This is a genomic window from Sungkyunkwania multivorans (assembly GCF_042675645.1).
GTDB classification, from domain to species: Bacteria; Bacteroidota; Bacteroidia; order Flavobacteriales; family Flavobacteriaceae; genus Sungkyunkwania; species Sungkyunkwania multivorans.
The window spans coordinates 806,319-820,405 of the sequence record NZ_JBHTJH010000017.1 but is presented as its reverse complement, the minus strand read 5'-3'; the positions used below and the strand labels follow the sequence as shown (position 1 = coordinate 820,405).

At 41.8% G+C, this 14,087-nt stretch carries 6 protein-coding genes; all 6 read left to right on the top strand.

Going from position 1 to position 14,087, the window contains the following annotated elements:
• Positions 1-158: 158 nt before the first annotated feature.
• The 6 genes from ACFQ1M_RS15025 to ACFQ1M_RS15000 all read left to right on the top strand — a co-directional run bounded on the left by ACFQ1M_RS15025 (position 159) and on the right by ACFQ1M_RS15000 (position 14,078).
• Entirely contained in the window at positions 159-3,215 is a 3,057-nt protein-coding gene (locus ACFQ1M_RS15025) for a SusC/RagA family TonB-linked outer membrane protein (protein ID WP_386409650.1), read from the top strand.
• Between the two features lie 19 nt (positions 3,216-3,234).
• On the top strand, positions 3,235-4,830 hold the full coding sequence (locus ACFQ1M_RS15020) for a RagB/SusD family nutrient uptake outer membrane protein (protein ID WP_386409648.1): 1,596 nt from the start codon (positions 3,235-3,237) through the stop codon (positions 4,828-4,830).
• A gap of 419 nt (positions 4,831-5,249) precedes the next feature.
• Entirely contained in the window at positions 5,250-8,609 is a 3,360-nt protein-coding gene (locus tag ACFQ1M_RS15015) for a VCBS repeat-containing protein (RefSeq protein WP_386409646.1), read from the top strand.
• Positions 8,602-11,838 carry a CRTAC1 family protein gene (locus ACFQ1M_RS15010; RefSeq protein WP_386409644.1) on the top strand — a complete coding sequence of 1,079 codons (3,237 nt, stop codon included), beginning with the start codon at positions 8,602-8,604 and terminating at the stop codon, positions 11,836-11,838. Before ACFQ1M_RS15015 ends, ACFQ1M_RS15010 begins: the two co-directional genes overlap by 8 nt.
• A 13-nt stretch (positions 11,839-11,851) precedes the next feature.
• On the top strand, positions 11,852-13,174 hold the full coding sequence (locus tag ACFQ1M_RS15005) for a vanadium-dependent haloperoxidase (RefSeq protein WP_386409642.1): 1,323 nt from the start codon (positions 11,852-11,854) through the stop codon (positions 13,172-13,174).
• Positions 13,175-13,190: 16 nt separating this feature from the next.
• Positions 13,191-14,078 (top strand): GyrI-like domain-containing protein, encoded by an 888-nt coding sequence (locus tag ACFQ1M_RS15000; RefSeq protein ID WP_386409640.1) that lies wholly within the window; start codon positions 13,191-13,193, stop codon positions 14,076-14,078.
• Positions 14,079-14,087: the final 9 nt, after the last annotated feature.

Genomic DNA, 14,087 nt, shown 5'->3' with positions numbered 1-14,087 from the left:
TATTACTAGATATTGTGAATTTCTTAACACGAAAACGTTTTCGATTTTGTTTATGACCCGTTGTTTTTTATTTAACAAAGATTTTACATAAATTTAGTCGGGTAAACTAGACATAAACTATTTACTAATCAACCAGTTTATAACTTAAACTTAATTTTATGAAGAATTGCTTACTTAAAGGTTGTTTGCTTCTTGGGATGATGTTATCATTTGCGTGGTCCCAAGCCCAAAGCGTATCGGGTACAGTATCCGATGCCACTGGCCCGTTGCCTGGGGCCAACGTCATTGTAAAAGGGACAAGCAATGGGACACAAACCGATTTTGATGGAAACTATACGCTAGACGATATCGGTGCCGATGCCGTGTTGGTATTTAGTTATATTGGATTTGAAACCCAAGAGATCGCGGTCAATGGACAAAGCACGGTCAATGTAACATTGGCTGAAAGCGCGAACGAATTAGATGAGGTTGTGATCATTGGATACGGACAGACTACTATCAAAGATGCAACTGGAGCAGTCGCCTCTGTTAGTGCAGATGAATTCAACCAAGGGATCATCTCATCTCCAGAGCAACTCATCCAAGGTAAAACTGCGGGGGTCCAAGTAACACAAGCAAGTGGTGAACCAGGTGCTGGTATCACCTTGAGAATTAGAGGTACAGGATCCGTTAGAGCTAATAACAGTCCGCTTTTTGTAATTGATGGTGTGCCAGTATCTAACGAGAATGTTTCTGCGACTGGTGCCGATGTAGGTGTTGGTACTAGTGGCTCTCGAAACCCATTAAACTTCTTGAACCCGAACGACATAGAAAGTATGAGTATCTTAAAGGATGCTTCTGCTACTGCAATATATGGTTCTCGTGGTGCGAATGGTGTTGTTGTTATTACAACAAAATCTGGAAAAGGTGGTGGAGTGAAAGGAACATGGGGCTTTACTAGTAACCTTAACTTTGCCGAACTACGTGAAAGATATGATCTTCTATCTGCCGACGAATTTGTTGCTAGAGGAGGTGCCGATCTCGGAGCGGAAACAGATTGGCAAACATTTGTGTTCAGACCTTCCACATCAACGGATAATAATTTGTCCTATGCCGTGAATTATGGCAAAGGTAATGTCAGAGCTACTTTTGGATATGCCAAGCAATTCGGAATCGTTGAAAACACCGACCTTGAGCGTATCACAGGTAGATTAAATGCTAATCATAGATTCTTTGATGATAAATTAAAAGTAGGGCTTCAAGCCACTTTATCAAAGATTAACGACAGAGTTCCTTTTATTAGTAGAACGGCTGGAAGTAATGGAGACTTACTCGCGGCTGCTTACTATTCTAATCCAACCTTGGTAGCCAGTCCAGATGCAGATGCATCGCCAGACAGAAACCCGGCCAACCTCTTGGCATATTACGACGATAATACAAGTACCAACAGATTTTTAGGTAACTTATCTTTAGAATATGACATCACCGAAGAATTTTCGGCCAAAATAAATCTTGGATATGACACTTCAGATTCTTCTAGAGGTCAGGTTGCAGGACCACAAATCCTTTCCTTAGGTAATGGGGCAGAAAACAATGGACGTGCCGCAATCAGTAATTTGGAAACAGAAAATAAATTGATGGAGATCACGGTCAATTACAAGAAAGAATTTGAAAATTCTAGCTTAGACGCCCTTGTAGGTTATTCTTTCCAAGACTTCAATAGAAAAGGTGAAAATATTTTAGGACAAGGGTATGGTACTTCCAGCTTAGGTTCGATCATCGACATTACTGAAAATACCTTTAATGAAACAAGAGGGTTGGCTAGCAATTATCAAGGATATGGTATCGGAGTATTTCAAGATGGAAGCACGGAAGAGTTCAGAGTATTGCGCCTGTTCCCAGAACCAAGTGTAGCAACCTTGCCACTTCCGTCGATTCCTATTCAAGCTTTTTCGGTAGATACCTTTGATAATACCGATGAATTGCAATCTTTCTTTGGAAGAGTCAACTATACATTGATGGACAAATATTTGTTCACTGCAACAATCAGAGCAGACGGATCCTCGCGATTCGGTGGAAACAATCAATATGGTTATTTCCCTTCTGCCGCATTTGCCTGGAAGCTTAATGAGGAGGACTTTGTTGGAGACGCCTTCTCAACGCTTAAATTAAGATTGAATTGGGGTATTACTGGTAACCAAGATGGTCTTGGATATGGAAACTTTGTCAACAGAATTAGATGGAATGCCTTAGGAATTAATGCTGGCTCTCAATTGTCTGTGCCAGCCAATTCGCAAGTAGCTTTCTCAAATGCCGACTTAAAATGGGAATCGACCACCCAATACGGACTTGGTCTCGATTTTGGTATAGGTAATGATAGATTTACAGGTAATCTTGATTTTTATAGAAAGGAAACAAGTGACCTCTTGTTGAATCTACCTGCCGTTCAACCAGCAAATTTCGCCTTCAGCTTTCAAAACGTGGATGCGGTAATTGTAAACCAAGGTATAGAACTTGGATTGGATTATGATATCGTGCGCAATGAGAACTTTACTTGGAATGCGAACTTTAACATCTCTTATAACCAAAATGAATTGACAGACTATTCAGGTCCTCCGCTACAAGCGGGTAATCTATACGGTCAAGGATTGACAGGTGCCACAACTCAGATCTTGGCAAATGGTCAATCGCTATATACCTATAACTTGCGTTTGGTAGATGAGAATTTCAATGTAGACACCAACCCTACGGTACTCGACAAGTCTGGTCTTCCAGATATTATTACTGGACTTTCTACGAGCGCTTCCTACAAAAACTGGGATGCTTCATTATTCTTTAGTGGACAATTTGGCTTTTATGTATATAACAACACAGACAATGCGCTGTTCGCATCACCTCAGCTAGGAAGTAGAAACAACAGACTTAGTGTCGTGGAGAACGGAGTGATCCTATCAGCAACTAACCCAAGTACCTTCTTCTTAGAGAAAGGAGATTTTATAAGATTACAGACTGCTGCCATCTCCTACAATGTACCATTGAGTGGCGAAGGAGCTTTCAAATCGATGCGGGTTAGCTTAACTGGGCAAAACTTGTTCTTAATTACGGATTATACCGGATTGGATCCTGAGGTAAGCACAACTGATATTCCAGCCAATGGTCTTCCTTCGGCTTCTATCGATTATTTGTCATATCCAAGACCAAGAACATATACTTTAGGACTTAATGTTACTTTTTAGAAATAAAAAAAATATGATTATGAAAAAAATAATTAATTATCTGAGTGCAGCGCTGCTGATTCCTGTGGCATTCTCCTGTACAGATCTGGAGATCGAACCCACAGATTCACTCATCCTTGGTGAGGGTTTTGCTGGTGTTGCGGACATCAACGGTGAAATCGCAAACATCTCTAACATCATTGCTGGTGGGGATCTTGGAAATCAAGATGGTCTGTATGCTTTGAACGAAGTCTCCACGGATGAATATGTAGTGGCAACCAGAGGAACCGACTGGGGAGACAACGGAAGATGGCTTGCCATTCATAGACATTCATGGAATGCAGAACTACAAGATGTAGTGCGTGCATGGCAACGATTGAATAGTATTACCTTAAATGCATCTTTCGTTTTAAGTGACAAGAGCGTGAACACATCTGAAGGAGATGTGACCGAGTTAAAGGCACAGGCTAGTTTCTATAGAGCGTGGGCCATGCATTGGATTCTAGACATGTGGAGACAAGTTCCATTTAGAGATATAGAGCTGCCTAACAGCGCTATTCCAGCAGTACTTACTGGACAAGAAGCTATAGATTTCATCATAGCCGACCTTAATGATGCCATCGCTGGCCTCCCAACTGTTGCAGCCAGTAGTAGCATAGATTTAAAAGATTCGCCTACCAAGGCAGCTGCCAGACATTTATTAGCCAAAGTGTATTTAAACAAACATGTTTATCTAGGAGAAAGCCCACAATCTGCAGATATGCAAAGAGTCATAGATGCCGTTGATGCTATCGCTGCGGATGGTTATACGCTAGCAGCTTCTGGTGATTTCTTTGACATCTTTAGACCAAGTAACGATGTAGAAACTATTTGGTGGTCTCCTGCAGATGCAGGTCCAAGAATCTGGCCTACACTGCATTATAACCTCAATTCTCCAGGTAATGCAGGAGGCGGTTGGAATGGTTTTGCTACCCTTTCAGAATTCTACCAGCTGTTCGAGGGTGACCCAGATACCAATTACGTTGGCGACGGACAGGAAGAAAGAAGAGGATGGGTGCCAGATGCCACTACGGCCAACACGGACAATCTAGGTATTGGTTATGGCTTCTTAATTGGTCAACAATACGAGCAAGATGGCACACCGTTGGATGCCAGAGACAATGTTGGTGGTGTTCCTCTAGTGTTTACGAAAGAAGTTACCAAAGCAGAATACGTAGCTCCCGCAGATAATGCCATACTAGAGACAGATGGAACGAGGATGTTAAAATACCATCCTAACGAGGCTGGTGGAGACAGAAGAGCACACATCGTCAAGTACCGATTCGGTGATGCTTATTTAATGAAGGCAGAAGCCATGTTTAGAATGGGCACAGACCCAACAACCATGATCAATGCTCTTAGAACTCAGAGAGGTGCCTCTATGTTGACAGCTCCTGTGACAGAAGCAGATCTATTGGCCGAAAGAGGTAGAGAGATGTATGCCGAGTTGACAAGAAGACAAGATCTGATCAGATTTGGTCAATATACAAGAGCTTGGAACCTTAAGGATGCAGGGAATCCTAATTTAGAAATATTCCCAATACCAATTGCTGATGTACTTGCAAATCCAAACTTGGTACAAAACCCAGGGTACTAGAAAAAGTCTAGATATTTTAAAAAAAGAGGGTGCTAATACCCTCTTTTTTTTGTCCAAATTCTAGTACTCTATATCTACATTTTCAAGCGTTCTTATCATTTCTTTACTTTTCATACTCTAATACTATGAGAAGAGACGCTTATCTCTTTGAAATACAATCGCTTAATTATCTAAGCAGATTCCCAAAATTGACCTAAAAGCTTTTAACAGGAAATTATTATGAAATAAGCGGCTAATTAGGTAGCTTAGAGGTTCCACTCGGCTTGTTACTTTTAAATAAAAGATAAGATCTCTACGTAGTCAAAATGCGAGACTGAACACAAAAAGCCGTGCAGAAATATTGAAAATTTGTTATTAGTTTGGAGTAAACTACCACACTTGCGGTGTTATAGGACTAACTCGAAAATCGATCGATAAATATGCATAAAACAAAAGGTTATGGCTTCGCCGGCTTTATAGCTTTCATGATTTTGGCCGTTGCTTGCACCTCCCCTAAAAACGAACAAAAGGAAGATAAAACCAACACATCACTCCCCCTCTTCTCCCTGCTTACACCCGAGGAGACCGGGCTTAAATTCATTAACAGTATCTCCAACCAAAAAGACTTTAACATCTTTAAATATCGTAACTTTTACAATGGTGGCGGCGTTGCCATCGGGGACATCAACAACGATGGTCTTTCCGATATTTACATGACAGCCAATATGGGTGATAACAAATTGTTTTTGAACAAGGGCAATTTTAAATTTGAGGATATTACCGAAAAGGCGAAGGTAAAGGGAAACAAACCTTGGTCCACAGGTGTCCTAATGGTTGATGTGAATAGTGATGGGCTTTTGGACATTTATGTAAGTAATGCCGGCAATATGGAAGGTAATAACCATGATAATGACCTATATATCAACAATGGCGACCTTACCTTCACCGAAAGAGCCCAAGAGTTCAATCTTGCAAAAACAGGTTTCTCCACCCACGCTACCTTCTTCGATTACGACAAGGATGGTGATTTGGATGCCTACATACTGAACAATAGCAACATTCCTGTAAGTAGCTTGGGCTATGCCGAACAAAGAGAAGTGAGAGCTCAGGACTGGGTGAATGTTCCAGACATTTTTCGTGGCGTCGGAGACCTTTTATTACGTAACGATGGCAACACTTTTACCGATGTTAGCGAAGAAGCCGGCATTTACGGAAGCCTTATCGGCTTCGGTCTTGGTGTAATGGTCACAGATATTAACCACGATCTGTACCCCGACCTCTATGTTTCTAATGATTTCTATGAAAGAGACTATCTGTATATAAACAATCAAGACGGAACGTTTACAGAGGATATAAAAAATTGGACTTCACGTCTCTGTCTTTCCGCTATGGGTATCGACATGGCCGACATCAACAATGACGGATTACAAGATATTTTTATCACTGACATGCTTCCAGAAAAAGAAGAACGCGTAAAGTCTGTAATGGAATTTGACAACTACAACGTATTTAAACTGAAGCAAAGCAAGGATTTTTATCAACAATACATTCAAAATACGCTTCAGGTCAACAATGGTAATGGTTCCTTTTCAGAAATTGCCTACTACAGCGGGGTTGAGGCCACAGATTGGAGTTGGGCCGGACTGCTGTTCGACATGGATAATGATGGATATAGGGACATCTATGTCACCAATGGCATCAATCACGACCTGACCGATCTTGACTTTGTAGACTTTTTTGCGAATGAGATCGTCCAAAAACTGGCTCTGACCGGACAAAAGACGGCCATCGATTCGATCATCAAGAAAATGCCTGAAAAACCGCTGTCCAACTACGCCTTTAAAAATAAACATGATCTCTCCTTCAAAAATGCCTCGAAGGAATGGGGGCTGGAGTTTCCTAGTAAATCAAATGGGGTCGCCTATGGTGACCTAGACAATGATGGTGACCTAGATATGGTGGTCAACAATGTAAACATGGAAGCTTTTGTATATAGGAACAATGCCGAGGCCGTGACTGAAAACAACTACATTAAACTACAATTTGAAGGTGATCAAAAGAATAAGTTTGCTGTGGGGACAACCATAAAACTCTATTACAAGAATCATGTTGTCTTTCAAGAGTTGATCCCTTCGAGAGGATTCCAGTCTTCGATGGAATATGACATGACCATAGGCCTCGGTTCTGCAACGAAAATCGATTCTATCCGTGTTATTTGGCCAAACGATATGACTCAAAAATTAGAGGATGTTAAAGTCAATCAAACACTATCGCTTAAGCAATCCGACGCAGATAGGAAATATGTCATTCCCTCGGCTAAAGGACAAAAGCCATTACTTTCAGAGGTCAATAACAAACTGCTGGCCCATAAAGAAAACAACTATAACGATTTTGATTATGAGGGACTCATAGCAAAAAAATTATCGCAAGAAGGACCCTCACTTGCCATTGGTGATGTCGATGGTGACGGTCATGAAGACATTTTCATCGGTGGAGCTAAAGGTCAACCAGCTATTATGTATCTCCACTCCGGTAAAGGAAAGGTCAAACAAATTCCTCAAAAAAGTTTCATCCAAGATGCAGACCTTGAAGATACAGCCGCAGCATTTTTTGATGCCGACGGAGATAAGGATCTAGACCTAATGGTAGGTGCTGCAGGAAATCAAGTTGGTAACGAACAAGAATATAAGGTGCGGCTATATGTAAACGATGGGAAAGGAAATTTCCAAAAGTCCAAGAACGACCTACCTTCGCGCTATCAGAATATTGCAGTGATCGCGCCACATGATTTTGATGACGATGGTGACATAGATGTCTTCGTTGGCTCCCGTAGCGTGGTAGGCGTCTATGGAATCGATCCAACACACTTATTTCTTGAGAACGATGGCGCTGGAAACTTCAAAGATGTCACCGAACGTATTGCCTACAATACAAAGGATGCAGGAATGATCACAGATGCCATCTGGACCGATGTCGATAACGACGGAAAAAAGGACCTCGTGGTCTCATCCGATTGGGGAGCTCCGAAGATATATCGCAATTCTGGGCGAAGATTGACAAAGATCACCTCTTCGCTAGACACCCTCTACGGATGGTGGGGTACAGTACAAAGCGCCGACCTAGACAATGACGGAGATCAAGATCTCATCTTAGGAAATGAAGGTTCCAACATTCATTATCAACCGCATCGCAACGCTCCGATGAAACTGTACATCAATGACTATGATAACAATGGAACCATCGAACAAATCATGACGCAGCAGGTCGAGGGAAAAGACTACCCACTTCATCAAAAAAAGGAACTTACCACGCAATTGGTCTCTTTGAAGAAACAGAATCTCAAAGCCTCGGACTACGCAAAACGATCCATTGATGAATTGTTCTCAAAAGAAGTGGTGGATAACTCCATCGTAAAAAAGGTCAACATCTCGGCGTCGGTCATCGCTATAAATGAAGGCGGCGGAAAATTTACCATAAAACCATTACCAATGCGGGCGCAGCTTTCTTGTGTCTGTGGCATCGCATGCCATGATTTGAATAACGACGGGAATCTTGATCTGATCATGGGCGGGAATAACTTTGAGTTCAAACCACAATACTCACAACTCGATGCAAGTTACGGGAACGTGCTTCTCGGTAATGGGAATTTGGATTTTGAATGGCAAGATTATGATCGAGGTGGTCTCTTTGTCCGGGATGAAATAAAACATATCGAGACCTTTAAAGACAAGCATGGCGACACATTTCTGGTTGTGGCCATCAATGATAACGAACCAAAGATCTTTGCACTAAATGATTAGACAACTTTTTGCTGTTTTGGCAGCATTGATCGCTTTAGGATGCAATAAAGAAAGACCCTTGTTTTCGGACCTTTCTAACGAAGATACTGGTATCTCTTTCGTTAATCAGCTTACAGAGACAAAGGATCTTAGCATCTTGGATTATCTATATTTCTATAATGGAGGAGGGATTGCCATAGGCGATATCAATAATGACGATCTCCCGGATATTTTCTTCTCCGGAAATCAGGTCAAGAACAAACTTTATATAAACAAAGGAAATCTTCAATTTGAAGATGCCACAGCGCAAGCAGGTGTAGCTGGTAACAGCTCGTGGAATACCGGTGCCGTGATGGGCGATGTCAATGGAGATGGCCACCTGGACATTTATGTATGTGCCGTGGTCGGCCTCAAAGGCTTTGGAGGACATAATGAATTATACATCAACAACGGAGATGGAACCTTTACAGAAAGTGCTTCCAAATACGGTTTAGACTTCGATTCTTACAGCTCTAATGCCGCATTCCTCGATTATGACCTCGACGGCGATCTGGACATTTATCTGCTCAATCATGCTGTACACACACAAGAATCGTTTGGCAAGGCCGAACTTCGATACAAAAGAAGCTATGAGACAGGCGACAAATTGCTACGTAACGATGGTAATACATTCGTCGATGTAAGTGAAGAGGCTAACATCTTGGGGGGGATCAATGGTTACGGCCTGGGTGTGGCAATTGCCGATTTCAATCTAGACGGTTATCCCGATATTTACGTTGGAAATGATTTTCATGAGGATGATTACTTCTACCTGAACAATGGCGATGGTACCTTTTCAGAAACACTTAAAGACCATTTTGGGCACACTTCCAGATTCTCCATGGGTAACGATATCGCAGATATCAATGGAGATGGCAGAACCGATCTTATTTCCTTGGACATGCTCGCTGAAGACGAGAAGGTATTAAAAGCTTCAGAAGGTGATGACAATATTCAAACTCAAAAGATGCGGATTCAGCAATTCGGTTACCACTATCAATTTACCCGTAATATGCTTTATATAAATAACGCCAGTGGTGATTTTGAGGAGGTTGCACTTATGAGTGGGGTCGCAGCGACAGACTGGAGCTGGAGTGCGCTGTTCTCAGATTACGACCAAGATGGCAAACAAGACCTATTTATTGCCAATGGCATTCCAAAAAGACCCAACGACCTGGACTATATCAAGTTTGCATCTAACGAACAGATCCGACAAAAAATTAACAACACCAAACTGGTCGATAAGAAGGCGTTACAGCTCATGCCTTCTGGCAATGTGCATAACTACATCTTTAAAGGAAAAGAAGATCTGAAATTTCAAGACCTTTCAGGGTTATGGATCAAAAAGGATACCGTGGTCTCGACCAGCGCCGCGCTCGCCGACCTGGACAATGACGGTGATATCGATATCGTTACCAATAACTTAAATTCCTCCCCTATCATTTATGCCAACAATACCAATGACGCCTCCAATTATTTAAAACTGAAATTGCGTTATAAAGAAGGAAATAGCTTGGGAATTGGGGCAAAGGTGTATTCTTATCATGAAAACCAATTACAATACAAAGAATTATACACCGTAAGGGGCTTTCAAGCGTCCTCCGAACCAATAATACATTTTGGCTATGGAACAGCAAAAAAGGTGGATTCGCTAATGATCGTGTGGCCAGATATGACCTTTCAAACGCTAAAGAACATCCCAACAAATCAGACACTTACCATAACGCCAGAAAATACACTGCCATTTAATTACGAAAGCCTTCAACAAGGTTCACCTCAGCGTTTATTTGAACTGACAAAAAATGGTCTAGGTATCGATTTTACACATCTCGAAGACAACTATACCGACTTCAACAGGCAAAAACTAATCCCTTATCAAGCCTCAGATCGCGGGCCGGGAATCGCCATAGGAGACCTTAACGATGATGGCAAAGAGGATATCTTCTTTGGTGGTTCTAAGAGAATTCCTGCAAGTGTTTATTTAAAGACCGATTCTGTATTTATAAAGACAAAGGTCGATGCCTTTGCAAGGGATTCTATCAAAGAGGAAGTTGCCGTTCTTATTTCAGATTTTAGCGGTGATGGAAAAAACGATCTCATCATTGGATCGGGAGGCGGTGACTTTTATGGCACATCAAAACCTTTGCTGGATAGCTACTTCACTTATGCCGATTCTACCTATGTAATCTCAGAATTTCCCGAAATGTATCAAAATGCCTCTGTACTGGTTAAAAGCGACTACGACGATGACGGTGACCTCGATGTTTTTGTTGGAAATCACATGGTCACAGGCGATTTTGGAAAAACCCCAACCTCCTATTTACTGATCAATGACAAAGGTAAATTCGCCGCTCAAAACATTTCTCCTGGGATGGTGACAGATGCCATCTGGGATGACTATGATCAGGATGGTGACCAAGATCTGATCGTCGTGGGCGAATGGATGTCGCCGACCTTTTATGAGAATAAGAAGGGAGTCCTCTCGAAGGTATCGGTAGGTAACAAATCAAAAGAGGGGTTATGGCAGGCTATACACCCCTTTGATATTGATAAAGATGGTGACACCGATTATCTTCTGGGCAATTGGGGTGAGAATAGCAAGTTTAAGGCTTCCAGAAAATCCCCCTTACGCATGTATTACTCGGATTTTGATGACAATGGGCAAACAGAGACCGTCGTTTGTGCAGAAAAAGGAGGAAACTACTATGCCATTCAAGGCTTGGACGAGCTAGCATCCCAAATGGTCTTTTTGAGAAAGAAATTTAATAGTTATCAGAGTTTTGCAGGGAAGACGATCGAAGAGATACTAGGAAAAGAAAAACTAAAAGATGCAACCGTTTTGGAAGTAAATGAACTTCGATCGGGGTATTTGAGGAACGATGATGGCAAGTTTACCTTTGTCCCATTTTCGCAAGAATTACAAGTGGCTCCAATGATGGCATTTGCGACCTATGATTTTGATAAGGATGGAGAGATCGAGGCACTGGTAGGGGGAAATTATTTTGGGGTAAAACCATATCATGGCCGGTTCGATTCGTTCTCGGGCGCAATGATCAATAATGAAAAAGATGTAATTTTGGGACATGAACTTGGGTTGCAGTTGATGCATCGTTCGGTAAGACATTTGAATGTTATCTCGATGAACGAAAAGGACTATCTGCTCGTCACTTTAAATAATGAAAAAGCCCAAGTATATCAACTGAAGAAGTAAAATGATGAAGACCATGAAGTATTATTTATTAACCGCACTAACCTTAAGCCTGATGCTCTCCTCTTGTTCCAAGAAAGAGCCTATAATAATATCTCCAGATGATTTTCATGCATCTGTGGACAAGGTGACCGAGGTGATGATCCATGATATCTTCTCGCCTCCAGTGGCGAGTCGTGTTTTTGCATATCCCAATATTGCGGCTTATGAGATATTAGCTAGGGATAATAAGAGTTTTCAGCCGCTTTCGGGACAACTTCCAGGGCTTACACCCATTCCTTCTCCAACGGACAGTATCAATAGTGAATTAGCTGCCCTGATAGCACATATAGAGTTGAGCAAACAGTTGATCTTCTCCGAACAAAAGATCGAGGCCTTTAGAGACAGTCTTTATACTCAATGGAAAGCTAAGAACCCAGTGGAATTTGAAGCTTCAGAAGCCTATGCCATGAAAGTAACATCGCATATTTCTGCTTGGATGGACAAGGACAATTACAAGCAGACGCGCACCATGCCGAAATATACCGTAAATACAGACGAAAAATGGCGTTGGCAACCCACACCTCCAGCCTATATGGACGGTATAGAACCTCATTGGAACAAGATACGGCCCTTTACTTTGGATTCTGCGGCACAATTCAAACCAGTTCCACCTCCCGCATTTTCTATGGAGGAAAACACCGATTTTTACAAAGAGTTAAGAGAGGTATATGACATTAGTCTTGAAATAACCAACAAAGGCGATACTTCAGAAGAGATCCAAATTGCCCAGTTTTGGGATTGCAACCCATACGTCTCCGTGACTCGTGGCCATCTGATGTTTGCAACAAAAAAGATCACTCCTGGAGCACACTGGATCGGTATTACAAAAATAGCCTGTAGAAAATCCGATTATGACATGATGAACACAGTATATGCGTATACCAAGACCTCCATCGCGATCGCCGATGCCTTTATCAGCTGCTGGGACGAAAAATATCGAAGTAATTTGGTTCGACCTGAAACATTGATCAATGAACATTTCGATGACAATTGGAAGCCGATCTTACAAACACCACCATTCCCAGAATACGTGAGCGGCCACTCCGTTGTCTCGGGTGCGGCCTCGGTTGCACTCACCGATATCTTTGGTGATAATTTTTCATTTGAAGATGATACCGAGGTACCATATGGCCTTCCTATTCGGTCTTTTGAATCCTTTTCGCAAGCCGCCGATGAGGCCGCTATAAGTAGAATGTATGGGGGCATCCATTATCGCGCAGCCGTCGAGGTAGGTGTAAAGCAAGGCCGTGACCTCGGCCACTTTTTGGTGAATAAATTAAATATGAAACAACAATAAAATTATTCTTCTAAACATGAAAAAACTTGGTTTTTTGGTCGTTGGGGGGATCCTTTTGATAGCTGTTTGGTATTTCTTTATATATCCTGCAGACTATGTAGTAGCTTTCAACGCCAATGCACTTCCCGGTACTATCAATCAGACACTAAAAACCTGGAATGGGGAAATTGACGGGGACATTTCTAAAAATGATGACCTTGGATCCGTGACCCAATCCTTGAAATTCAACGATTCGACGCATATCTACCAATGGAAATTTGAGGCGATCTCGGATACCTCTTCTCGCGTTTCGGTGTCCATCAAAGATTCTGAGCATAGCTTTATGAATCGCATCAAAAAGCCCTTTGGCGATATCAGTATTGAGAAGCGATCGGCCTCGACCGCAAAGGATTTTTATGACTATTTGAATGAACATTTAGAAGAATTCAAAATCACCTATGATGGCGAAAGCGAAATCCCTACTACCTATTGTGCCTATATCTCTCTTAGCGGGAAACAGGTTACCAAAGCCAGTGGGATGATGCGTAATTATAATTTATTGAATGGACTGCTCTATCATAATGGAATAAGCCTCAACGGTCCACCATTTATTGAAGTCACTTATTGGGATATGAAAACAGATAGTATCAACTATAATTTTTGTTTTCCCATCATCAGATCCGAAAAATTACCCGAACATCCCTTGGTGAAATACAAACGACTTTTTTCCAAGAAGGCCCTTAAGGCAACTTATAACGGCAACTATATCACCTCGGATAGAGCTTGGTACACCTTGTTGCACAAAGCAGAAGAGTTAGGGCTGAAGGCAGCGCCAAAACCCATAGAGTTCTTCTACAATAATCCAAAGTTCGATGCTGACGAATTAAATTGGAAAGCAGAGATCTATTTACCCTTGAAAGAATAACATTGATAC